The 23,418-nt window shown below is 59.2% G+C and carries 19 protein-coding genes; 14 read left to right on the plus strand and 5 right to left on the minus strand.

Going from position 1 to position 23,418, the window contains the following annotated elements:
* The first annotated feature begins 1 nt into the window (after position 1).
* From rluD to nudB, 6 genes are all read left to right on the plus strand, one after another.
* Positions 2-970 (plus strand): 23S rRNA pseudouridine(1911/1915/1917) synthase RluD, encoded by a 969-nt coding sequence (gene rluD, locus SVU69_05885; protein ID MDY6942530.1) that lies wholly within the window; start codon positions 2-4, stop codon positions 968-970.
* Positions 948-1,760: a peptidoglycan editing factor PgeF gene (gene pgeF / locus SVU69_05890; protein MDY6942531.1), complete on the plus strand. Its 813-nt coding sequence runs from the start codon at positions 948-950 to the stop codon at positions 1,758-1,760. Before rluD ends, pgeF begins: the two co-directional genes overlap by 23 nt.
* Before the next feature lie 179 nt (positions 1,761-1,939).
* Complete coding sequence (gene clpB, locus SVU69_05895; protein ID MDY6942532.1) at positions 1,940-4,528, plus strand: ATP-dependent chaperone ClpB; 2,589 nt, start codon at positions 1,940-1,942, stop codon at positions 4,526-4,528.
* Between the two features lie 226 nt (positions 4,529-4,754).
* Positions 4,755-5,060, plus strand: a complete 306-nt coding sequence (locus tag SVU69_05900) for a zinc ribbon domain-containing protein (protein ID MDY6942533.1) — start codon at positions 4,755-4,757, stop codon at positions 5,058-5,060.
* Positions 5,061-5,255: 195 nt separating this feature from the next.
* Positions 5,256-7,034, plus strand: coding sequence for an aspartate--tRNA ligase (gene aspS, locus SVU69_05905; GenBank protein MDY6942534.1), 1,779 nt, complete (start codon positions 5,256-5,258; stop codon positions 7,032-7,034).
* A 9-nt stretch (positions 7,035-7,043) separates the two neighbouring features.
* The gene (nudB, locus tag SVU69_05910) at positions 7,044-7,511 is read left to right on the plus strand and encodes a dihydroneopterin triphosphate diphosphatase (GenBank protein ID MDY6942535.1); all 468 of its coding nucleotides are present in this window, start codon (positions 7,044-7,046) and stop codon (positions 7,509-7,511) included.
* Here nudB and dxs read toward each other — a convergent pair.
* The 3 genes from dxs to SVU69_05925 all read right to left on the minus strand — a co-directional run bounded on the left by dxs (position 7,508) and on the right by SVU69_05925 (position 10,598).
* Complete coding sequence (gene dxs / locus SVU69_05915) at positions 7,508-9,391, minus strand: 1-deoxy-D-xylulose-5-phosphate synthase (protein ID MDY6942536.1); 1,884 nt, start codon at positions 9,389-9,391, stop codon at positions 7,508-7,510. The two genes, nudB and dxs, sit on opposite strands and share 4 nt — an antisense overlap.
* 63 nt (positions 9,392-9,454) lie before the next feature.
* Entirely contained in the window at positions 9,455-10,354 is a 900-nt protein-coding gene (locus tag SVU69_05920) for a farnesyl diphosphate synthase (GenBank protein MDY6942537.1), read from the minus strand.
* A 4-nt stretch (positions 10,355-10,358) separates the two neighbouring features.
* Positions 10,359-10,598: an exodeoxyribonuclease VII small subunit gene (locus SVU69_05925; protein ID MDY6942538.1), complete on the minus strand. Its 240-nt coding sequence runs from the start codon at positions 10,596-10,598 to the stop codon at positions 10,359-10,361.
* 211 nt (positions 10,599-10,809) lie between these two features.
* On the opposite strand from SVU69_05925, the gene SVU69_05930 reads away from it, so the two are divergent.
* The 6 genes from SVU69_05930 to htpX all read left to right on the plus strand — a co-directional run bounded on the left by SVU69_05930 (position 10,810) and on the right by htpX (position 18,547).
* Complete coding sequence (locus tag SVU69_05930) at positions 10,810-11,229, plus strand: rubrerythrin family protein (GenBank protein ID MDY6942539.1); 420 nt, start codon at positions 10,810-10,812, stop codon at positions 11,227-11,229.
* A gap of 83 nt (positions 11,230-11,312) precedes the next feature.
* The gene (locus tag SVU69_05935) at positions 11,313-12,659 is read left to right on the plus strand and encodes a heterodisulfide reductase-related iron-sulfur binding cluster (protein MDY6942540.1); all 1,347 of its coding nucleotides are present in this window, start codon (positions 11,313-11,315) and stop codon (positions 12,657-12,659) included.
* Between the two features lie 32 nt (positions 12,660-12,691).
* On the plus strand, positions 12,692-13,279 hold the full coding sequence (locus SVU69_05940; protein ID MDY6942541.1) for a DUF3501 family protein: 588 nt from the start codon (positions 12,692-12,694) through the stop codon (positions 13,277-13,279).
* A 108-nt stretch (positions 13,280-13,387) separates the two neighbouring features.
* A complete protein-coding gene (parE, locus tag SVU69_05945) occupies positions 13,388-15,280 on the plus strand; it encodes a DNA topoisomerase IV subunit B (GenBank protein ID MDY6942542.1) in 1,893 nt (630 codons plus the stop codon).
* Between the two features lie 6 nt (positions 15,281-15,286).
* On the plus strand, positions 15,287-17,530 hold the full coding sequence (gene parC, locus SVU69_05950) for a DNA topoisomerase IV subunit A (GenBank protein MDY6942543.1): 2,244 nt from the start codon (positions 15,287-15,289) through the stop codon (positions 17,528-17,530).
* A 138-nt stretch (positions 17,531-17,668) separates the two neighbouring features.
* Positions 17,669-18,547, plus strand: coding sequence for a protease HtpX (gene htpX / locus SVU69_05955; protein ID MDY6942544.1), 879 nt, complete (start codon positions 17,669-17,671; stop codon positions 18,545-18,547).
* A gap of 30 nt (positions 18,548-18,577) precedes the next feature.
* On the opposite strand, the gene SVU69_05960 is transcribed toward htpX, so the two are convergent.
* Together SVU69_05960 and epmB are read right to left on the minus strand one after the other, a co-directional pair.
* Complete coding sequence (locus SVU69_05960; GenBank protein MDY6942545.1) at positions 18,578-20,875, minus strand: EAL domain-containing protein; 2,298 nt, start codon at positions 20,873-20,875, stop codon at positions 18,578-18,580.
* Positions 20,863-21,942, minus strand: coding sequence for an EF-P beta-lysylation protein EpmB (epmB, locus tag SVU69_05965; GenBank protein ID MDY6942546.1), 1,080 nt, complete (start codon positions 21,940-21,942; stop codon positions 20,863-20,865). The genes SVU69_05960 and epmB overlap by 13 nt, the downstream gene beginning before the upstream one ends.
* A 156-nt stretch (positions 21,943-22,098) precedes the next feature.
* On the opposite strand from epmB, the gene efp reads away from it, so the two are divergent.
* Together efp and SVU69_05975 are read left to right on the plus strand one after the other, a co-directional pair.
* The gene (gene efp / locus SVU69_05970) at positions 22,099-22,668 is read left to right on the plus strand and encodes an elongation factor P (GenBank protein MDY6942547.1); all 570 of its coding nucleotides are present in this window, start codon (positions 22,099-22,101) and stop codon (positions 22,666-22,668) included.
* Positions 22,669-22,684: 16 nt separating this feature from the next.
* Positions 22,685-23,418: amino acid--tRNA ligase-related protein (locus SVU69_05975; protein MDY6942548.1), on the plus strand; the 734-nt coding region annotated here is incomplete at its 3' end.

Here is a 23,418-nt window from a genome sequence, read left to right on the forward strand (position 1 = left end):
CATGAACGTGCTCCAACAAGACATCCGGCAATATACCGTGCCCGAAGAGTTTTCCGGCGAGCGGCTGGACCAAGTGCTCTCGCGCCTGATGCCGGAGCATTCCCGCAGCCGGCTGCAAGGCTGGATTCGGGATGGCCACGTGCGCGTGGGTGGATCGACCAGGCGCCCCCGAGACCGGGTCGATGCGGGCGAACGCATCGACGTGGTGGTTCCCGAAGCGCCGGCAGATTCCGTCGTTCGGGCGGAGGCGTTGCCACTGGACGTGGTGTTCGAAGACGCGCATATCCTGGTGGTCAATAAACCATCCGGGTTGGTGGTGCACCCCGGCGCGGGGAATCCCACCGGTACCTTGCAAAACGCTTTACTGCACCATGCCCCGGCGTTGGCGGCGGTACCTCGCGCCGGCTTGGTACACCGTCTGGACAAAGATACGAGCGGACTGTTGGTGGTGGCAAAAACCCTGACGGCCCACACGCGTTTGGTGGCCAATCTTCAGGCACGCGAGATCGGACGGGAGTACGAAGCCTTGGTTCAGGGCGCCATGGTAGCCGGGGGTACCGTCGATCGTCCCATTGGCCGGCATCCTCGTGATCGGCTGCGCATGGCGGTTCGCCAAGGCGGGCGCGCTGCCCGCACCCACTACCGGGTGATCGAGCGCTTCAAGCAGCACACGCGCTTGTGGCTGCAGCTCGAATCTGGCCGCACCCACCAGATTCGCGTCCACATGACGGATATCGGTTATCCCATCGTGGGCGACCCCTTATACGGCGGGCGCCGGCGGGCGCCGGCGGGTACCGATGCGGGCATTCGGGAAGCACTCCAGCGTTTCACTCGCCAGGCCCTCCACGCCGCCCGTCTTTCTCTGACCCACCCCGTCGACGACACCCCGATGAGCTGGGAGGTGTCACCACCGGCGGACATGGTGCGGTTATTGCAGATTTTGCGCGATGACTCGGCCGGCTCCGCCTGAGGGTGTTCATAACACCCAGCCGGTGGGGTTGGTGCGAAAAGGCGATCTTTCCGTCGTTGCGCCGGACTGGCCTGCTCCCGAGTCAATTACGGCGTATACGACCACCCGTCAATCCGGCCTGAGCGAGGGCGGTTACAGCGCCTTGAATGTGGCCGATCATGTGGGAGATCGCCCGAGTGCGGTGGCGCAGAATCGGGCCCGCATATGCTCGGGTCTGGCAATGCCAAGTCATCCGCACTGGTTAAACCAGATCCATGGTTGTCAGGCCGTTTATCTGGCTGACGGCACAGTACCCACACAAATACCGACGGCCGATGCCAGTTGGACTGATCGTCCCGGCGTGGTCGCCGTCGTGGCCACGGCGGATTGCCTGCCGCTGTTGCTTTGCGATGCCGAGGGCCGTTGGGTGGCCGCCGTCCACGCTGGTTGGCGCGGGCTGGCCGCCGGTATTGTCCAGCAGACGCTCAATGTTATCGCGCCGGATCGCCCCAACACCCTGGCTTGGATGGGGCCGGCTATCTCCGCCCACGCCTTCGAAGTCGGTCCCGAAGTGCGCAGCGCGTTCATCTGCAGAGATGCGGCGCACGCGGCCTGCTTTCGACTTGGTGAGGGCGACCGCTGGTGGGCGGATCTGTATGCGTTGACGCGTCTGGAGTTGGCCAATGCCGGCGTGAGGTCCGTGTTCGGCGGCCACTGGTGCACGTATCTTCAACGGGATTGGTTTTACTCTTATCGACGTGACCGAGTCTGCGGCCGCATGGCGTCGTTCATTTGGCTCGACGGCCGTTGACGGGTCCTCAAGCGCTTTTTGGTTTCTGACGCGCCCGGTGTGGTCATCGAAGATGTCAGCTTGGCTGAAAATCGGCACGTCTCTGGGTTGATATGCGTCAACCCTGTCCCCACTAATTTGAACAATCCTTGGTGGCAAAGCCGACCAGTCGAAAACGATTCGGGGACAAATCAATGCGGATGGATAAATTAACCAGCAAGTTTCAAATGGCACTGGCTGACGCGCAGTCGTTGGCGGTCGGTCGTGATCACCAGTTCATTGAGCCCACGCACCTCATGCTGGCGTTGTTAGATCAGGAGGGCGGCAGTGTTCGCCACTTGTTGAGCGCCGCCGGCGTGCAAGTGAATGCCTTGCGTTCGCAGCTCGGTGAGGCCTTGGACCGCTTGCCCAGCGTGCAGGGTGCCGCCGGCGAGGTTCACCTTTCCAATGATTTGGTGCGCCAGTTGAACATTGCCGACAAACTGTCGCAGCAACGCAAGGACCAATTCATCAGCAGCGAGCTGTACGTCCTGGCGGTACTCAACGACAAGGGTTCGGTCAAGGAGCTGCTGCAGAACGCCGGTGCGTCGACGGCCGCGGTCGAACAGGCGATTAACGAGGTGCGCGGTGGCCAATCGGTCAATGACCCCAATGCCGAAGACCAGCGTCAATCGCTGCAAAAGTACACCATTGATCTGACCGAGCGGGCCGAGCAAGGCAAGCTTGACCCGGTGATCGGTCGTGACGAGGAAATCCGCCGAACTGTCCAGGTGTTACAGCGCCGTACCAAGAACAATCCGGTGCTCATCGGCGAGCCGGGTGTGGGTAAAACCGCGATTGTGGAGGGTTTGGCCCAGCGCATCGTCAACGGCGAGGTACCCGAAGGGTTGAAGGATAAACGTATCTTGGCCCTTGATATGGCCGCGCTGATTGCAGGAGCCAAGTTTCGCGGTGAGTTCGAAGAGCGCTTGAAGGCAGTGCTCAACGAGATCGCGCAGCAGGAAGGGCAAGTGATCCTTTTCATCGACGAGATTCACATGGTGGTCGGTGCCGGCAAGGCCGAAGGCGCCATGGATGCCGGGAATATGCTCAAGCCCGCATTGGCTCGCGGCGAGTTGCACTGCGTCGGCGCCACCACCTTGGATGAATACCGCAAGTACATTGAAAAAGACGCGGCTCTAGAGCGCCGTTTTCAGAAAGTGCTGGTGGATGAGCCCACGCTGGAGGACACCATCGCGATTTTGCGCGGTTTGAAAGAACGTTACGAAGTCCACCACGGTGTGGACATCACCGACCCGGCCATCGTGGCCGCTGCGACCTTGTCTCAGCGCTACATCACCGACCGGCAGCTGCCCGATAAAGCGATCGACTTGGTGGACGAAGCGGCCAGCCGAATCCGGATGGAGATCGACTCCAAACCCGAGAGTATGGATCGCTTGGAGCGCCGCCTGATTCAGCTGAAGATCGAACGTGAGGCCTTAAAGAAAGAGACCGACGAGGCGTCGCGCAAGCGCTTGGCGGGCCTTGACGAAGACATTGCCCAACTGGAGCGCGAATACGCCGATCTGAACGAGGTGTGGACCGCGGAGAAAGCCGCGGTTCAAGGCAGTCAGAGCGTGAAAGAAGAGCTGGATCGGGTACGGATTGAGATGGAAGCTGCGCGTCGCGCTGGCGATCTCAATCGCATGTCCGAGTTGCAGTACGGGCGAATTCCAGAGTTAGAGCGACAATTGGCTCAGGCCGACCAGACCGAAAGCCAAGAGATGCGGCTGTTGCGGAACAAAGTTTCGGAAGAAGAGATCGCGGAAGTGGTATCACGGTGGACAGGGATTCCCGTGTCCAAAATGTTGGAGGGCGAGCGGGATAAACTGCTGCGCATGGAAGAGAACCTCCATCAGCGCGTTATCGGTCAAAGTGAGGCGGTCGCTGCGGTTTCCGATGCCATTCGTCGTTCGCGCGCCGGGCTATCCGATCCGAACCGTCCCAATGGTTCGTTTCTATTCCTGGGGCCGACCGGGGTCGGTAAAACGGAACTGTGCAAAGCGTTGGCGAGTTTCCTGTTCGACACCGAAGAGGCCATGGTCCGCATCGATATGTCGGAGTTCATGGAAAAGCATTCCGTCGCGCGCCTGATTGGCGCGCCGCCGGGTTATGTGGGTTATGAAGAAGGCGGCTATCTCACCGAGGCGGTTCGCCGGCGACCCTATTCGGTGATTTTGATGGATGAGGTCGAGAAGGCCCATCCCGATGTGTTTAACGTGTTGCTCCAGGTGTTGGACGACGGACGACTCACCGACGGTCAGGGCCGAACGGTGGATTTCCGCAACACCGTGGTGGTGATGACCTCCAACCTGGGTTCCCAGGTGATTCAGGAACTGGCAGGCGAGGAAAACTATGAGCGAATGAAGTCCGCTGTGATGGAAATCGTCGGTCAGCATTTCCGGCCGGAATTCATCAATCGGGTCGATGACGTGGTGGTGTTTCACCCGCTTGGTCGCGAGCACATCCGCCGCATTGTCGATCTGCAGGTCGCCTACTTGAAGCGCCGTTTGGCCGATCGCGATTTGGCGCTAGAAATCACCCCGGCGGCATTGGATTATCTGGGTGAGGCCGGGTTCGATCCCGTGTACGGCGCCCGCCCGCTGAAACGGACCATTCAGCATCGCTTGGAAAATCCGCTGGCCAAGCAGATTCTCGAGGGGCGCTTTATGCCCGAGCAGACGATTCAGGTCGATGCCGGAGAAGACGGCCTGCGCTTTGTCGAGGCCCGGCGGAGCGATGCGGCTTGATCGATGCAAGTTCGGTTCTTAACAGCGAGTGCGGCGAAGCTTTATAATTCGCCGCGCTCGCCGTCGAGAACCTATTGACGGAACCGCTTGGGGTTCGATCCGAGCACATTGCCCCCTGACCTCGGTGTAAAATTTTGACGGGATCGCGCGTGGGTTAGAGCCAGGGAAGGTTCATTATTTCGGTGCGGTTGAGATCGTGCCTCGCCATGAGAAGAGGATAGTTTGCGTGCCAATTTACGAATACGAATGCGGCAACTGTGGCCATCATTTGGAAGTCTTGCAGCGAATCAGTGAAGATCCGCTCAAAGACTGTCCGGCATGTAGTAAACCGGCGCTTAGCCGACTGATATCAGCAGCGGGTTTCCGTCTTAAAGGTGGCGGCTGGTACGAGACGGATTTTAAAACCGGCAACCGCAAAAACGTGACCGAAAAGCAAAAGTCGGAAACCAAGTCCGCATCTTCGTCTGACTCCGGTGGAAGTGCATCCTCCGGCGGTGGTGAGAGCAAACCAGCCGCAACGGGTACGGACTGATTCGGTTTACCCGTCGGCTTAGCAGGTGAAACCCGCGATCTGGCATCGAAAACGAGCCAGTTTGCTTGCTTGTCCCCCGATACCTTTCTTAAGATGACCGGCCAGCGGTTACCCTCACCGCTGGCTTTTGCTGTTTTTTATCGCGGGCCTGTGGCGTTGTTCCACGGACTATCGTATTGCACTGGAACCCTCTTTATGCGAACTCACTACTGTGGCGATGTTGAGACCTCACTATTGGATCAGGAAGTGGAAGTGGCCGGTTGGGTTCACCGGCGCCGTGATCACGGTGGTGTAATTTTCGTCGATCTTCGGGATCGCGAAGGGCTATTGCAGATCGTCTTCGACCCCGACGATCCGGCGATGTTCGCCATTGCCGAATCGGTCCGGAACGAATACGTTTTGCGCGTTCGCGGACGGGTCAGGCGCCGGCCGGAAGGAACTGTGAATCCCAAGCTGCCGACCGGCGAGGTCGAAGTCCTGGCGACCGAGCTCGAGGTTCTCAACTCGGCCCAAACACCGCCCTTTCAATTAGACGACGAGGTGGGGGAGGACGTTCGGTTGCGTTACCGCTACGTCGATTTGCGTCGTCCGGTGATGATGAACAACCTTCGCCTCAGGGCGCAGGTCACTCGTGTGCTGCGGAATTTCCTCGACGCCAACGGTTTCTTGGAAATCGAAACGCCGATGCTGACACGCGCCACGCCCGAGGGCGCGCGAGATTATCTGGTGCCCAGTCGTACCCATCCCGGGCAGTTTTTCGCGCTGCCCCAATCGCCGCAGTTGTTCAAACAGCTGCTGATGATGTCCGGCATGGATCGTTACTACCAGATCGTGCGCTGTTTTCGGGATGAAGACTTGCGTGCCGACCGGCAACCGGAATTCACCCAAGTGGATCTGGAAGCGTCGTTCATTGACGAGAACACCATCACTGGCCTGATGGAAGCGATGGTTCGGCAACTCTTCGACGAGGTGCTGGGTGTCGGGCTCCCGGATCCATTTCCCAGGATGACTTATGCCGAGGCGATGGACCGCTATGGCTCGGATAAACCGGATCTGCGTATTCCCCTGGAGCTGGTCGAAGTGTCCGACCTGCTACGTGGCGTGGAGTTCAAAGTGTTTTCCGGTCCCGCGATTGACCCCGGTGGACGGGTGGCGGCCTTGCGAGTGCCCGGCGGGTGTCGCCTCAGCCGCAAAGAGATTGATGTTTATACCGAGTTTGTCGGTCGATACGGCGCCAAGGGTTTGGCATATATCAAAGTCAACGATGCCGCCGCGGGGATTGCCGGGTTGCAGTCGCCGATCCTGAAGTTCTTGCCCGATGATGTCGTGCTCGCAATTCTCGAGCGCTGCGGTGCGACCACTGGCGATGTGGTTTTCTTCGGGGCCGATAAAGCTGCGGTGGTGAACGAATCCATCGGTGCACTGCGCGTCAAACTCGGTCACGACCTCGATCTGGTCGAAGCGGGCTGGCGGCCCCTTTGGGTGGTTGATTTTCCCATGTTCGAATGGGACGAGCGCGAGGGGCGCTATCAGGCCTTACACCATCCCTTCACGGCGCCGGCTTGTTCTGTGGAAGAGCTGCGATCCGACCCGGCGGGCTGTATCTCGCGAGCTTACGACATGGTGCTCAACGGGACTGAACTCGGGGGCGGCTCGATCCGTATTCATCGGCCCGAGACTCAAGCGGCGGTCTTTGAGTTGCTGGGTATCGGACCCGAGGAGGCGGAAGAGAAATTCGGCTTCCTGCTCGAAGCGCTGAAATACGGTTGCCCACCCCATGGTGGATTGGCGTTCGGTCTGGATCGTATGGTGATGCTCATGGCCAACGCGCAAACGATTCGGGACGTGATGGCGTTCCCGAAGACCCAGACCGCCAGTTGTCTGTTGACCCAAGCGCCGGGACCGGCGAACCCCAAACAGCTCCGAGAGCTCGGTTTGCGTCTTCACAAAGCACCCGGAACATCGGAGGGTTAGAGTCGCACGGTGTCCACTCGGCCACGGCGGGCAGAATCGGTCTTGGTCGTTGTGGCGGCGCCGCAGCGGTTTTTACTGTTGCGGCGTTGCCAGCCGGCGAACTTTTGGCAATCGGTGACCGGTGCGCTGGAATGGGGTGAGACACCGCACGCCGCTGCTCGCCGGGAGCTTAAAGAAGAAACGGGATGGGATGGCGACCCTAGGGATTTGCAGTTTTGCTTTCGCTTTCCGATCGTGCCGCCTTGGACGGCCCGTTATCAGTTCCGTGACAAGACCAATCTCGAGCATGTGTTCGCGTTTCATCTGTCCAGTGCGATTCCGCCCGTTTTGAATCCGGAAGAGCATTGTGAATTCGCGTGGTTACCGCTGGATGAGGCCTTGCGCCGTGTGAGTTCGGAAACCAACCGCCGCGCGATTCTCGCCTGTTCTGCAGCGGACGAAGCCATGCGGCAGGAATCGGGAAACGGCAGTGATTAGCCTCGGTCATTGACCCGCGTACTCGGTAGCCAGCGGCGCAATGTCGCGAGCAGGCCGGCGGTGTCCAGGCCGCAGCTGGCCAAAAGCTCCTCACGGCTGCCATGTTCGAGGAAACGGTCGGGCAGCCCCAGTTGAAGTAGGGGGATCTGAGCCCCGTGGCTGGCCAGAAGTTCTCCCACCGCACTGCCCGCACCGCCGGCCACCGCGTTTTCCTCCAGCGTGACCAGATGGGTATGCTCCCGTGCCATAGCCAAAATCAGCTTCTCATCCAGCGGCTTGATAAACCGCATGTTGACCACGGTCGCATTCAAGGTGCGGGCGATGGTCATAGCAGGCTCGACCATGGCTCCGAAGGCCAACAGGGCCACATCGCGTCCTTCTCGCCGGACTTCGGCTTGTCCGATAGCTAGCGCCTCCATCTTCGAGGCGGTCGCTAGGCCCGGTCCGCTGCCGCGCGGATACCGCACGGCGGTCGGGCTATCCAGGGTGTGGGCGGTGTATAACATGTTCCGGCATTCGGGCTCATCCGCCGGGGCCATGATGGTGAAGTTCGGCAGGCAACGAAGGTAACTGAGGTCGAAGCTGCCGTGATGGGTGGCACCGTCCGCACCCACCAACCCGGCCCGGTCGATGGCAAACACCACCGGCAGATTCTGGATGGCCACATCATGGATGGCTTGGTCATAGGCGCGTTGCAGGAACGTCGAATAGATCGCCACCACCGGCTTGAGTCCATCGCAGGCCATGCCGGCGGCCAAGGTGACGGCGTGCTGCTCGGTAATGCCGGTATCGAAGTAGCGCTCCGGGAAGCGTTGTTCGAATCCCACCATTCCCGAACCTTCCCGCATGGCGGGTGTGATGCCAATGACTCGGGGATCCTGCTGGGCCATATCGCATAACCACTGACCGAACACCTGACTGTAGGTGGGTTTGGATGGGCTTTTCTTGGCTGCGAACTGTCCGGTTTCGGGGTCAAATGCGCTGACCCCATGCCATTTCACGGGGTCGGCTTCGGCGGGCGCAAAGCCTTTTCCTTTGCGGGTAACGACGTGTAAGAACTGGGGTCCATCCAAGTCCTTGACGTTTTGCAGCGTGCGAACCAAAGCGTCCACGTCATGACCGTCCACTGGACCGATATAGTTCCAGCCCAACTCTTCGAAAAGCGTTCCGGGCACCACCATGCCTTTGACGTGCTCCTCCGCCCGTTTCGCGAACTCATGTACTGGCGGTACGTTCTTCAGAACTTTTTTCCCGCTTTCGCGCAGGGTGGTGTAAAGATGGCTGGAAAGAATTTCCGTCAAGTAGTTGGACAGCCCGCCCACGTTGGGTGAAATGGACATGTCGTTGTCGTTGAGGATGACCAATAGGTTGGGCCGAACGTGGCCGGCGTGGGCGAGTGCTTCGTAAGCCATACCGCCCGTCATGGCGCCGTCACCGATGATGGCCACTGCCCGCCGGCGGATCGCTTGCAGTTGGGCGGCGACCGCCATGCCCATGGCCGCACTGATGGAGGTGCTGGAATGCCCAACGCCGAAATGATCATATGGGCTCTCGGCGCGTTTTGGGAACGGTGCCAGCCCGCCAAATTTTCGGATCGTGCCGAGCTGATTGCGCCGGCCGGTCAGTATTTTATGGGGATAGGTTTGATGACCGACATCCCACACCAGCCGGTCTTCCGGGGTGTTGTAGACGTAATGCAGCGCAATGGTGAGTTCAACGGTGCCCAGGTTGGCGGCGAAATGTCCGCCCGATACGCCCACAGTTTCGATCAGAAAAGCACGAAGTTCCGTCGCCAGTTGGCCAAGTTGGTCCTCCGGCAGTCGGCGCAGATCGTTCGGCGATTCGATGTTCGCCAACAATGGATAGGATGCGTGTTTCATGAAAGAAATCGGGCAGTGGTGTTACGTGTCATTATCGTAGCCGCACTCAGACGGAGCAAGCGCTTAGCGGTCCCGCGAAAGCAGGTAGCCGCTTAATTCCTTCAAGGGTTTTGCTGCTGCGCCGAAGTGTTCGAGTTCCAATAAGGCGTTCTGGTAGCAGGCGTGAAACTTCTGGCGGGTCTTCTCCAGCCCCAACAACGCCGGGTAAGTGGCTTTTTCGCGAGCCTCGTCGGCGCCTTGGCGTTTCCCCAGCGTTGCCGTGTCGGCAGTGACATCCAAAATGTCATCTTGTATTTGAAACGCCAAGCCAATGTGGCAGGCAAATTGCTCCAGCCGCTGGTAGTTGGGGTCGTCCGGCGCCAGTGCGGCATCCGCGGCCATCAACACAGATGCCCGAATGAGTGCCCCGGTTTTACGCTCGTGAATTTGTTGTAGTGCTGTCAATTCCGGGCGGGACGCTTCGGCCGCCAGATCCATGGCCTGCCCGCCGACCATGCCCACCGATCCACAGGCAACAGCCAGAGTTTTGATCATTCGCACGCAGGCTTTTGTATTCAGCCCAGCCGCTTGTTGGCACAGGCATTCAAACGCCAGGGCTTGTAGCGCATCGCCCACCAGAATCGCCGTGGCTTCATCGAATGCTCTATGGCATGTGGGTTTTCCACGCCGCAGGTCGTCATCGTCCATGGCCGGGAGGTCGTCGTGCACCAGCGAGTAGGCATGTATCAGTTCCACCGCGCAGGCGGCTCCGTCGAGCTGGCTCAGTGGAATACCGAGTGTTTCCCCGGTGGCGTAGCACAACGCTGGCCGAACGCGCTTGCCCGGGCCCAAAACGACATAGCGCATGGCCTCGTGAAGGCGGCACGGTGTCGAGTCGGCCGGCGGCAGACAGCGTTCCAGTGCGGCGCCGATCCGCGTTCGGTAGGTGTCCAGCGCGGAAGCCTGATCCGGGGCGTTTGGCATGCGCTCAGTTTTCTTCCGGTTCGAAAGGTGTGAGCGTTTGTTCGCCGTCCGTTTCCGCGAGCACGCGAACTTTTTGTTCCGCGTTTTGCAGCGCGCGCTGGCAGGTGCGCGTGAGTGCGATCCCGCGTTCAAACTGACTGAGTGATTGCTCCAGCGGCAACTCGCCTTTTTCCAGGTCTTCGACCAGTTTTTCCAGCTCGGCTAGCGCATGCTCAAAATCGCTACCGTTTGGTTTGTCGCTCACGTCGGGGGATGCCTCTCAAACTCGGAAATGACGATGCCTATATATGGTGCCCGATCCGGTATGCAATGATCTAGTCAACGCCATCGAGCTCGGTTGACACAAGGGGGTACGGGCGTAGAATCGGCATTCGAATTAGAATAGTTCTAAGTTTGATCGGTGGCCGATGGACCGAATAATCTCGCGTCATTAAGACTGACAGGAGGACACGACGATGGAACTGAAAGAAAGCACCACTTTTGAGAATCTCAAGGCCGCATTTGCCGGCGAATCGCAAGCCAATCGCCGCTATCTGTATTTCGCCGCCAAGGCGGATGTCGAAGGCTACAATGACGTGGCCACGGTTTTTCGTTCCACGGCCGAAGGCGAAACCGGCCATGCCCATGGCCACCTCGAATATATGGAACCCGTGGGCGATCCCGCTACCGGCCTGCCCATCGGTGGTACGGCCGATAATTTGAAAGCGGCGATTGCCGGGGAGACCCACGAGTACACCGATATGTATCCCGGCATGGCGAAGACCGCGCGTGAGGAAGGTTTCGATGAAATCGCGGACTGGTTCGAAACGCTGGCCAAGGCCGAGCGCTCCCATGCCAATCGTTTTCAGAAGGCGCTGGATAATCTGGAAGCCTAGATTTTTTTGAGTCGCAGATTACGCGGGTTGGTCTGGGTGGGCCTGCCCGCGTTTTTTCTGGTTTTCGGTATTCGGAGTGCATCATGAGTGATCCGAAAAATCCGTTCCGCGAGGGGAGCCTGGAGGCCCCGACCCGGCACCCTCTCAACTGGCAGGATCCCGAGTTCTACAACGAGTCGTCGTTGTTTGAAGAACTCGAACGGGTGTTCGACATTTGCCATGGTTGCCGCCGCTGCTTCAATCTCTGCCATGCTTTCCCGACCCTGTTCGATGCGATCGATGAGTCCGACTCGGGGGAACTCGACGGGGTCGACCGGTCGGTCTACTGGGACGTGGTGGACCACTGCTATCTGTGTGACATGTGCTACATGAGCAAGTGCCCCTACGTTCCGCCTCATCCGTGGAATGTGGATTTTCCGCATCTCATGTTGCGTGCCAAGGCCGTGAAGTATCACAAAGGCGAATCCCGGCTGCGGGACCGGGTTTTGACTTCAACCGACCTCGTCGGTCGTTTGGCCGGAATTCCAGTGGTGGCTGAGGCGGTCAATGCCGCCAATCGCTCGGCTGTATTTCGTCAAGGTTTGGAGAGCGTGCTCGGTGTCCATCGGGATGCGCCCATACCGGCCTACCACAGCAAGACGCTGCGCAAGCGCCTGTCCAACCGCGTCCCAGCGGCCGTTTCCGCCCGGCCGACTGAGGATACCCGTGGCCGCGTTGCCTTGTTTGCCACCTGCTATGGCAACCGCAACCATCCGGACTTGGGCGGTGATCTGGTGGCGGTCTTCGAGCACAACGGGATCCCCGTCACGTTGGTGGACAAAGAGCAATGTTGCGGCATGCCTAAGCTCGAACTGGGTGATTTAGAGGCCGTTCGGCGCGCCAAAGAGGCGAATATTCCAGGTCTGCTGGCGATGATCGAAGCCGGGTGGGACATCGTCGCGCCGGTTCCCAGTTGCGTGTTGATGTTCAAACAGGAGTTACCACTGATGTTTCCGGACGATCCGGATGTCCGGACCGTACAGGCACACTTTTTTGATCCGTTCGATTACCTGATGCGACGGCGCCGGGCCGGTGAACTCAAGCTGGATTTCAAACAATCCTTGGGCAAAGTGAGCTATCACGTGCCGTGTCATCTGCGGGTTCAGAATATCGGTTTGAAGACCCGGGATATTTTGGCCCTGGTGCCCGACACGCAAGTCGAGGTCATCGAGCGTTGTTCGGGGCACGATGGCACCTACGCGGTCAAAAAGGAGTATTACGATACGGCGCGTAAAATCGCTAAACCGGTGGTGACGAAAGTTCATAAAGCAGCGCCTGATCATTTCGGTAGTGATTGCCCCATGGCCGGCGTGCAGATCGCCCACGGATTGGAGGGACGGCCGGCGCCGGAGCACCCGATGCGGATGCTCCGCGTGGCCTACGGTATCTGACAAATCGCGATGGGCGCGGGAGGTTCTTTGAGATGGCAGCATTGACCCGGGCGGAGTTGTACTCGCTGGAACAATACGCCGAGATACGGGACGAATTTCGGCGTCGGGTGATGGCGCACAAGCAAAATCGCTCGGTGCAACTCGGACCCAATGCCCGGCTGTTGTTTGAGGATCGATTGACCATTCAGTATCAGATACAGGAAATGCTGCGGGCCGAGCGTATTTTCGAGACTGCCGGTATTCAGGAAGAACTCGCCGCTTACAACCCGCTGATTCCCGATGGCACCAACTGGAAAGCCACGCTGATGATCGAATTCCCCGATCCCGCCGAGCGTCAGCAGCGACTCAAAGCGTTGATCGGTGTCGAAGACAAGGTGTGGGTTCGCGTGGAGGGTTTCGATCCCGTCCGGGCGATTGCCGATGAGGATCTGGACCGGGAAACGGAGGAGAAAACCTCGTCGGTGCATTTTCTTCGCTTCGAGTTGTCACCAGAACAGGTGCAAGCTGTGCGGAGTGGTTCGGCTATTGCTATGGGGATCGATCATCCCCAGTATCGACATGCAGCCGATCCCATCCCCTCCAACGTGGCCCGGTCGCTGGCGGAGGACTTGGCGGGTTGATGGTCGATTGACCGCCTTTCTCGCGGGATTGGAGGTGGGTTACACTGCTGCGATCTCAAGCGGCCGGGACGTGCACACGGCACGAATGTCAACGAAGCGACGGAGTTCATGAGTCAAGATTACAATGCAGCAGCCATTGAGGTGCTCAGTGGCTTGGACCCTGTCCGGCGTCGGCCGGGTATGTATACCGACATCGCGCGACCCAACCACCTTGCTCAAGAACTCATTGACAACAGCGTCGACGAAGCCATCGCGGGTCATGCCCGCCAGATAGACGTTGTTCTTTTTGCCGATGGCTCGCTGGAAGTTCGCGACGATGGCCGCGGTATGCCCGTGGATGAGCACCCCGAGGAGCGTGTTCCAGGTGTCGAACTGATTCTCACGCGGCTGCATGCGGGCGGTAAGTTTTCGGACAGAGCCTATCGCTACGCCGGTGGTCTGCATGGGGTCGGCGTGTCCGTCGTGAACGCCTTGTCCAGCCGGCTCGACGTGCACATTCGTCGCGACGGTCGCCTGTGGGAAATGCGTTTTGCCGACGGTGTCAAGCAATCCGAGTTGACGGTTGTCGATACCGTCCGGAAGCAAGACACCGGCACCACGGTGCGATTCTGGCCCGATGGCCAGTTTTTCGACACGGCCCAGTTCTCCGTCTCCCGACTCAAGCAAGTGCTGCGCGCCAAGGCGGTGCTTTGTCCGGGGTTGAATATCCGCTTTTCCAATGAGGCCACGGGTGAACAGTGCACCTGGATGTATCAGGATGGTCTCAAGGACTATCTCGCGGATGCGCTTGCCTCGTTTGACCGTCTACCCCCAGAACTTTTTGTCGGCAGCACTCAGGAAGAGGTCTACGAGCTCGAGTGGGCTTTATGCTGGCTGCCGGCAGAAGGTCAGCCCGTGGCGGAAAGTTATGTAAATCTCATCCCGACACCCCAGGGCGGAACCCATGTGAACGGGTTACGCTCCGGTTTGACCGATGCGATCCGGGAGTTTTGCGAGTTCCGCAATCTATTGCCCCGCGGCGTCAAAATCAGCCCGGAAGACGTTTGGGAGCGAATCAGCTTCGTCCTTTCCTTGAAGCTGAAAGAACCGCAGTTTTCCGGACAAACCAAGGAGCGTTTGGCCTCCCGTGTCGCTGCAGGATATGTTTCCACTACGGTCAAAGACGCGTTCAGTCTCTGGTTGAATCAGCACACCGACGTTGGTGAGCGGTTGGCGACACTGGCAGTGGAACGAGCGCAGGCGCGTCTGCGGGCCAGTAAGCAAGTGGTCCGCAAACGTGTTGCCACGGGACCGGCGTTGCCCGGCAAGCTGGCCGATTGCGTCACCAGCGACTTGAATCACAGCGAGTTGTTTTTGGTGGAAGGGGATTCGGCCGGTGGCTCGGCGAAGCAGGCCCGGGCGCGAGACACCCAGGCTGTGATGCCGCTGCGGGGGAAAATTCTTAATACCTGGGAAGTGGCCGTCGGTCAGGTGTTGGCCTCACAAGAAGTCCATGACATCTCAGTGGCCATCGGCGTGGAGCCCGGATCGAATCGCCTCGAGGGGCTGCGTTACGGCAAGATCTGCATTCTGGCCGATGCCGACTCGGACGGACGGCACATTGCGACCTTGTTGTGTGCCCTGTTCCTGCGTCATTTCAGGCCTCTGGTTGCCGCCGGCCATGTCTACGTGGCGATGCCGCCACTCTATCGCATCGATGTGGGCAAAGCCGTGCACTATGCGCTGGACGATGCCGAGCGCGATGCTTTATTGGAGCAGTTGCTCGCCGAGGACAGTCGTAGGAAACCCGTTGTTACCCGATTCAAAGGATTGGGTGAAATGAGCCCGGCTCAACTCCGGGAAACCACGATGCAACCGGATACCCGTCGGCTCATTCAATTGACGTTGGATGAGGAAGTGGACGACGAACACGTCCTGGATATGTTGCTGGCCAAGAAACGTGCCGCCGATCGGCGTGCCTGGCTGCAACGCAAAGGCAACCTGGCCACCGTATCGGTTTAAGAACACGTGAACGACATCCCATTTGCAGATTCCGAGGGCGTGGAGCGCCAAGGCCTGGCTCAGTTTACCGAGCAGGCTTATTTGGATTACGCCATGTACGTGATCCTGGATCGTGCCTTGCCCAACGTGGCGGACGGGCTGAAACCTGTTCAGCGGCGCATCCTTTACGCCATGTCCGAGCTTGGCCTTAGCGCGGGCGCCAAACCGAAGAAATCGGCTCGCACCGTGGGCGACGTGCTCGGCAAGTTTCACCCGCACGGCGACCAAGCCTGCTACGAAGCCATGGTGCTGATGGCGCAGCCTTTCAGTTTCCGCTATCCGTTCGTTTTCGGGCAGGGGAACTGGGGCTCGCCGGATGATCCCAAGTCGTTCGCGGCCATGCGTTATACCGAGGCCCGATTGACGCCCTATGCTGCGACCTTGCTGTCGGAGCTCGGTCAGGGGACGGTCGACTGGCAGCCGAATTTCGACGGCACGCTGCAGGAACCGGAGCTGTTGCCCGCCCGTTTACCCAACGTCTTGCTGAATGGTTCCACTGGCATCGCTGTGGGGATGGCCACTGATGTTCCACCCCACAATCTGCGTGAAGTGGCACAGGCCTGCATTGCTTTGTTGGAACAGCCCGAGGCTGACCCGGAGGTCATTTTTCAGCACATCCATGGCCCGGATTTCCCCACGGGGGCGGAGATCATCACGCCGCCGGAAGACTTGCGGCAGATTTACCTAAGCGGTTCCGGATCGATCAGAATGCGGGCCCGTTTTCACCTCGAAGCCGGCACGATCGTTATCACTGAACTGCCGTATCAGGTGTCCGGAGCCAAGGTCTTGGAGCAGATTGCCACGCAAATGCGCGCACGCAAGCTGCCGTTGTTGGAAGACTTGCGCGACGAATCCGATCATGAACACCCGACCCGGTTGGTCCTGGTGCCACGTTCTCGTCGTGTCGACAGCGATAGCCTGATGAACCATTTGTTCGCCACCACCGATCTGGAACGCGCCTACCGCGTTAATCTCAACATGATCGGACTGGACGGTCGGCCTGAGGTTAAAAGTCTCCATGGGATACTGCGGGAGTGGTTGCAGTATCGGTTAACCACCGTTCGAAGACGCTTGGCGTATCGCCTGGACAAAGTATTGGCGCGGCTTCACGTGCTCGATGGCTTGATCGTTGCCTATTTGAATTTAGACGAAGTCATTCGGATCATTCGCGAAGAAGACGAGCCCAAAGCGGCCTTGATCGCGCGATTCGGACTCACTGATGCTCAGGCCGAGGCCATCTTGGAACTCAAGCTGCGCCATCTTGCGCGGCTGGAAGAAGTCAAAATTCGCGCCGAGCAGGGAGAACTGGCGGCGGAGCGGGATAGCCTGGAACAAACATTAGCCTCGGACAAGCAGCTTCGTCAGCTGGTTCGTGGTGAGATTGCCGCGGATATGGAGCGTTACGGCGACGAGCGCCGCTCGCCTTTGGTCTTGCGTGACGCGGCGCGCGCGTTGGACGCCACGGAGCTGACGCCCAGTGAACCGATTACGGTGGTGCTTTCGCAGCGCGGCTGGATTCGGGCGGCCAAAGGCAACGATGTGGATCCAGTCGGGCTGAGTTACAAAGCGGGCGATGGTTTTGCCCATGCCGCTACAGGCCGCAGTAATCAGGTGGCCGTCATCCTGGATCAGGAAGGGCGCTGTTACAGCGTGCCGGCCCATACACTGCCCTCCGCCCGCAGCCAGGGCGAGCCTGTTTCCGGTCGGGTGGATGCCCCATCCGGCGCCGCTTTCGTAGGTGTGGCTATTGGCGAGGAGCAGGCCCGTTGTCTGTTGGCGACCGATGCCGGTTACGGATTCATCGCCAAACTCGCTGATATGCAAGCGCGGAACCGATCCGGAAAGCGCGTGTTGACGGTTCCGGCGGGAGGCGCTGCGCTAGCGCCGGTCCCAGTGCTTGTGGGCGCTACCTTAATTGCCGCGGCCACCGATCAAGGGCGGTTGCTGGTTTTCGAGTTGAACGATTTACCGGAGCTTGCGCGAGGTAAGGGCAATAAAATCGTGTCACTGACCGCTCGAAATCAGCCGGCAGCCCGTTTGGTGGATATTGCGGTGTTGGGTGACGACGACTCGCTGACCGTGGTCAGTCGGGGGCGGCGGATGCGAATCAAACCGGCCGATTTGGTCAACTATCGGCGCCAACGCGGCCAGCGCGGAACGCTCTTGCCCCGCGGCTGGCAGTCAGTCGATGCGCTTGAAGTGGGTGCTTGATTTCGTCTCATCCCGACACCATTTATGTTTCCGGGTTCACCCCTGAACCTGTGAAAGGTTGCCGGTATCTAACCGCTGATCGGCGGAACGCTGATAACGGGCCTTGTTGAACATGAGAGGAATTATTTCATGGCGATGCTGAGAAGAGTCTTCTTGTTCGGCTTGACGAATATCGCGGTGATCGTGGTTTTGACCGCGGTTTTACGCCTGTTCGGGCTGGATCAAACGCTGGCCGCTCAAGGGGGCAGCTTAGTGCCCTTGTTAATCTTCGCGCTGATTTTCGGCATGGGCGGGTCGTTTGTATCTTTGGCGCTGTCCAAGTGGATGGCAATCCGCTTCATGGGCGCGCGGGTAATTGAACAACCGAGCGATTCGGTGGAATCCTGGTTGGTGAGCACCGTGGCGGCCCAGGCACGCCAAGCCGGCATCGGGATGCCGGATGTGGCGATATTCGATAGCCCCGATCCCAACGCGTTCGCGACCGGCATGTCCCGAAACAACGCCTTGGTTGCGGTCAGCACGGGGTTGCTTCGCGGCATGGAACGGCGTGAAGTTGAAGCGGTTTTGGGTCATGAAGTCTCCCACGTTGCCAATGGCGATATGGTTACTCTGGGTTTGTTACAGGGCGTGTTGAACACCTTCGTGATCGTGTTGTCGCGGGTGATTGGTCAGGTGGTGGATCGAGCGGTATTCCGTAACGAGCGAGGTTACGGTCTCGGGTATTTCGCCACGGTCATCGCCGCAGAGATTTTCCTCGGGATTCTGGCCACGTTCGTCGTGATGTGGTTTTCTCGTTGGCGTGAATATCGGGCAGACGCCGGTGGCGCGCGATTAACCAACCGGGAGGCGATGATCGCCGCGCTCGAACGGCTGAAGTTGGCGCAAACCGCCCCGCCGCTGCCGGATCAACTCCGTACGTTCGCAATCCGTGGTGGTATGGCGGGTGGAATTCAGCGGCTGTTTATGAGCCACCCCCCGTTGGATGACCGAATCGCTGCGTTGAAACGGCTCGCTTAGCCAGCCGGGCGAGCGGCGTTGATCGATGCGTTAGTTATCAGCATCCGAGGACAAGACCACTTCCGGTTCCTGGACGTAGTTCCCTTGGATGTAGTTCACGCCGAGCTGCCACAAAACGGCCAGGCAGTTGGCATCCTCAACACGCCCGGCGATCATCAGGATTTGTTTCTCGTTGCACTTGCTGATCAGGTGCTTGAGTTGCTCCTGCTGTTCCGGGCGCTCGGGTAGATGGTTGATGAGCTCATCATCGAACTTCACATAGTCTGGCGCCAGGAACTCAATAAGCTGGTCTGCCCGGCCGCTACGACCGGCGCCTTCTATGACAAAGCCACAGCCGATCTTTCGCAACTCTTGGATGAGCGTTTTGGCGACTTTGATATGTCCTTCCAAAACGTGTTCTTCGATCTCAAGAAGCAGCCTTGTTTGTTCTCCCGGCAATGCGGTAACCCGAGGTTCCAACCACGAGATGAAACCGGGATCGACCACCGATTGAGCCGACAATTTGGCAAAGAACGTTGAAGCTTTGTTCTGCTCGCCGCGTTCCTTAATGACTTCGAGCGTGCGATTGATCACCCATCGATCGAGGTGGCCCATCAGGCCCCCATGTTCCGCTGCGGGAATGAATTCCGCGGGCATCACCTCATTTTTGCCCTCATCGAGCATGCGTAGCCGGACTTCGTATCGATCGCTGGCGCCCCCGTCCAATGCCGCGATGGGTTGGTATATCAGCTGAAACAGGTCGTTTTCCAGCGCATGCCGAATGCGTGCAAGCCATGCATCATTACCGGCATCTGCACCGGTGGGCGTGGGTGGCACATAGATTCTGCTGGGTACGCCGTCAGCATTCGCGCTGGCGGCCGCGTCGCAGGCATTGGCAATTAACAGATCCAGGCTCAGTTCGGGATTGATCTCGCGGATTCCCATGTTGCCGCCCAGCGCGCGGGAATGTGGGCCGGATTCTAGAATGGTCTCGGATGCGGTAGCCAAGGCCGATTCTGCGACGGATTGCGCGGCATTGATGTTGGCGTCTTCCAAGTAAAGCACCAGACGGTTGTCTGACAGCCGTGCCAGCAATGCGTTGTCGGGTAGAGCGGAGGCTAAAACTTCGCCATAACCCCCGATAAAGCGATTGACCGTCTCAAAACCGATTTGAACCGGCAGTTCCTCAAGATCACACAGCTCGACAACGCCGATGGCCGTGACGGCATCGGTCGGCGGTGCCGCAAATCGTCGCTCCAATACCTCGGTGAAATGCTGTAGATGCCACAGGCCCGTCAGGGGGTCACGCCCTTGGGTACTGCGCGCTTGTTGCGTTTGAGTCAGCAGTTGTTGGTTTTCTTGTTTGAGTTTGGCAAATGCTGATTGCAATGTTTTTTCGCGTTCGACTTTGGTCTGAAGTTCTTTTTGCAGCCCTTCCAGTCGGGCCTGTGTGACGTTCAGTTTCTCCTCTAGCTCGGCCTCGGCATGAGGGTCACCGGCATCCTGTTTGGTTGCGGGAATCAGAACCTGTAGGCACTCGTCCCCGTCGCGTCGGGTCTTAGCCCCCAGGATTTGAGTCTCGAACGTTGATCCATCGGCCCGACGCAAGACAACCGGAAGCGGGGTGGGTTCCAGCTTGCCCTGATCGAAGGCCCGCAGGTACCGTTTCACCGGGTCGCGATGCGAGGGTGCCACCATGTCCATAAACGGCAGACCTTCCAGTTCCGCAGGAACTTCATAGCCCAGCAACGAGGCGTAGGCCGGATTCACGTCGGCGTGGATGCCTTCCACGATGTAAGCCATCGGGTCGCTGGTGCCGTTGATGAAGGATTCGAATCGTTTCTCCGCTTCCGATGATTCTCGCTTGGCGCGCTGAAGTTCGTGCCATTGCCGGGCCACCTTAAGCTCTCGGTCAATCACGGCATTGAGTTGGGCAATGGCACCTCGCGGGATGAGGTCGCGGGCACCGTCCCGAATCGCAGCGGCCACAGTGGAGGGCGCAACGTCATCACCGATTCCGACGATGGGTGCGTGAATGCCGGCTTGGCCGAGCGCCGACCCGCATTGGCGAATATCCAAACCTTCGGTGTCCACAGCACACAGGAGGACGTCAGGACGGCCTTGCTCAATGGCTTCCCGCAATTCTTTTGGTCGCGATATGAATGTGACGCGAACCCGATGGCCGGTGTTGCGCAAGGCACTGGCGACGGCCTCCGCTTCGTTGGGTGAATGGGAGGCAACCCAGATATCCAGCAGGCTGTGTCTCACGGTCGACCGCGTCGGTGAGGCCATATGGGATGGTTCCGGTGAAGTATCCATCTCAGGTTGCGGAGAGGTCATCGCCCCCATGTTGTTTCGAACTCCTCTGTCCCCGTTTGTCCAGCACGGGTTCGCTCACTATCGGCGTAGTCCGGCGGCACCGCGATCTTGGACGGTGCGCCGGCTTGTTCCGTCACCAATTTCGGTACCAGGTAGCCCGGCAGGCAATTGGCCAGTGCCCTGGCGAATTGTCGCGCCTGCTCAAGTGGTACATCGAAATGCGCAGCCCCTTGGACACGATCCAGGCAATGGAGATAGTAGGGCCACACGCCGATATCGAACAGGCGCTCGCTCAGATCACCTAGCACCTCCACTTGATCGTTGATGCCTCGAAGAAGCACCGTCTGATTTAATAGTCGTGTACCCGTCGACGAGATGCGGGCGAGCGCGTCCGCAACCTCCTGGTCGATTTCTTGGGCGTGGTTGCTGTGTATCACAATTATCTTCTGTAATCGGCAGCGATCCAGCCAACTTAACAGGCCCGTATCCACGCGATTGGGTAGTACGACGGGCACGCGGGTGTGGATTCGGAGGCGTCGAACGTGGGGGATTTCGGCGATCCGGTCGACCAGATTGCGCAAATTTTGATCGGTGAGCAAAAGCGGATCGCCGCCACTTAAGATCACTTCTGAAACCGACACCGTGGCCCGGATGTAATCGAGCGCGGCAGACCAATGATCGCGTCGTGCCGACTCATCGCTGTATGGAAAATGCCGCCGGAAACAATAGCGGCAATGGATGGCGCAGGCGCCGGTGGTGATCAGTAGAACGCGGCCGTGGTACTTGTGCAACACGCCGGGGCGTTGAATGCTGCCCATGTCGCCGACGGGATCGGACACGAAGCCCGCCGCGGGCATCGATTCGACGGCTTGCGGCAATACCTGGAGCAGCAACGGGTCATGGGGGTCGCCACGACGCATCCGCTTGGCAAAGCTTCGGGTGACCAGTGTTCGGAAACCGGCGTCACCGGCCGGTGCTGGTGGGCCGGCGGAGCTTAAGCCGAGAAAATCCAGCAAAGCCGCCGGATGGCGAAAGGCTTCGGCCATTTCCCGTTGCCATTGCGGTGTTTGGGTTGTGCTTTCTGTTCGCGTTATCATAGCGCGCCGATTGACTGGGGGGCGTTGTTCCCGCGGGCTTGACCGACCTTAATGGGCTTTCGTTGAATCTTTTGGCGCAACATTGTGACCCAAAGGCCTTGGTTTTTCAGCCGGTGACCCCAGTACGCAATATTGAACGGAGCGAGAGCGAGGCTCATGGCGACCTATAGCACCAATGAATTCAAGGCCGGTCTCAAAGTGATGTTGGAGGGTGATCCGGCATCGATCATCGAGAACGAGTTCGTCAAACCCGGCAAAGGCCAGGCATTTAATCGCGTGAAGTTCCGGAATCTGCGGACCGGGCGAGTGATCGAGCGGACCTTCAAGTCGGGCGAGTCGATCGAAGGCGCTGACGTGGTCGAGGTCGAAATGCAGTTTCTCTATAACGATGGCGAAAGCTGGCATTTCATGGATACCGCGTCCTACGAACAATATGCGGCCGAGACGAGTGCTGTCGGGGAGGCGGCCAAATGGTTGCGTCCGGAAGACGTTTGCCAACTGACGCTCTGGAACAACCAACCCTTAAGCGTCACGCCCCCCAATTTCGTGGTGTTGCGAATTACCGAAACTGATCCCGGGGTGCGGGGCGATACGGCCAGCGGTGGTGGCAAGCCCGCGACCTTGGAGACCGGTGCAGTCGTGCGAGTGCCGCTTTTTATTGAACAGGGCGAACTGATCAAGGTCGATACCCGCACGGCTGAATACGTCTCCCGCGTCAAGGAATGATTCAGGAGCGGGCTTGATGCCCCCGGCTTCCGAAGAATGGCGGCCGGCCGGCCGGCTGGACACCCTCCGGCAGCGCTCACGCCTGATCGGTCGGGTGCGGGAGTTTTTCGCCCAGCGCGCGGTGTGGGAAGTGGAAACCCCCGTTTTGGCGCGAGCCGGCGCGACCGACCCCCATTTGGAATCGTTAAATACCCACTGCACGGCGGTGCGCCAGCCGCTGTATCTCCAAACATCCCCCGAAGCGCACATGAAGCGCTTGCTGGCCGCGGGTTCGGGCGCCATCTATCAGATCTCACGCGCGTTCCGGGACGGTGAGCGGGGCAAGGTACATAACACCGAATTCACCTTGCTGGAGTGGTATCGCCCCGGGTTCGACCACCATCGTCTTATGGATGAGGTGGACGAACTGATCCGAGACATATTGGCCGGGCGCACTGAGTTGCCGCCGTCACAGCGGCGCAGTTACGCCGAGGCCATGAAAACTCATACGGAGATCGATCCCTTTAACACCACCGCAGATGCTTGCCGCCGACGTTTGCTTGAAGCGGGCATCGCAATTCATGGGGTGGAACAACCCCCTGCGGCGTTGGACTTCTGGCTGGATCTGCTCATGAGCCATCTCGTGGGGCCCGAGTTGGGCCGTTCGGGTCCGACCTTCGTATACGATTTCCCGGCCAGCCAAGCGGCGTTGTCGCGCATTCGTCCCGGTCAGCCTCCGCTGGCATCTCGCTTTGAGCTGTTTCTGAACGG

The sequence above is a fragment of the Pseudomonadota bacterium genome, from assembly GCA_034189865.1.
Taxonomy (GTDB): Bacteria; Pseudomonadota; Gammaproteobacteria; order UBA5335; family UBA5335; genus JAXHTV01.

Bases quoted from the DNA above. Each gene is read 5' to 3' on its own strand.
- SVU69_05960 (MDY6942545.1), bottom strand. From the start codon at position 20,875: ATGGGGGCGATGACCTCTCCGCAACCTGAGATGGATACTTCACCGGAA.
- dxs (MDY6942536.1), bottom strand. From the start codon at position 9,391: ATGAAACACGCATCCTATCCATTGTTGGCGAACATCGAATCGCCGAAC.
- SVU69_05920 (MDY6942537.1), bottom strand. From the start codon at position 10,354: ATGCCAAACGCCCCGGATCAGGCTTCCGCGCTGGACACCTACCGAACG.
- pgeF (MDY6942531.1), top strand. From the start codon at position 948: ATGACTCGGCCGGCTCCGCCTGAGGGTGTTCATAACACCCAGCCGGTG.
- SVU69_05935 (MDY6942540.1), top strand. From the start codon at position 11,313: ATGAGTGATCCGAAAAATCCGTTCCGCGAGGGGAGCCTGGAGGCCCCG.
- aspS (MDY6942534.1), top strand. From the start codon at position 5,256: ATGCGAACTCACTACTGTGGCGATGTTGAGACCTCACTATTGGATCAG.
- epmB (MDY6942546.1), bottom strand. From the start codon at position 21,942: ATGATAACGCGAACAGAAAGCACAACCCAAACACCGCAATGGCAACGG.
- SVU69_05930 (MDY6942539.1), top strand. From the start codon at position 10,810: ATGGAACTGAAAGAAAGCACCACTTTTGAGAATCTCAAGGCCGCATTT.
- rluD (MDY6942530.1), top strand. From the start codon at position 2: ATGAACGTGCTCCAACAAGACATCCGGCAATATACCGTGCCCGAAGAG.
- SVU69_05940 (MDY6942541.1), top strand. From the start codon at position 12,692: ATGGCAGCATTGACCCGGGCGGAGTTGTACTCGCTGGAACAATACGCC.
- efp (MDY6942547.1), top strand. From the start codon at position 22,099: ATGGCGACCTATAGCACCAATGAATTCAAGGCCGGTCTCAAAGTGATG.
- clpB (MDY6942532.1), top strand. From the start codon at position 1,940: ATGGATAAATTAACCAGCAAGTTTCAAATGGCACTGGCTGACGCGCAG.
- parE (MDY6942542.1), top strand. From the start codon at position 13,388: ATGAGTCAAGATTACAATGCAGCAGCCATTGAGGTGCTCAGTGGCTTG.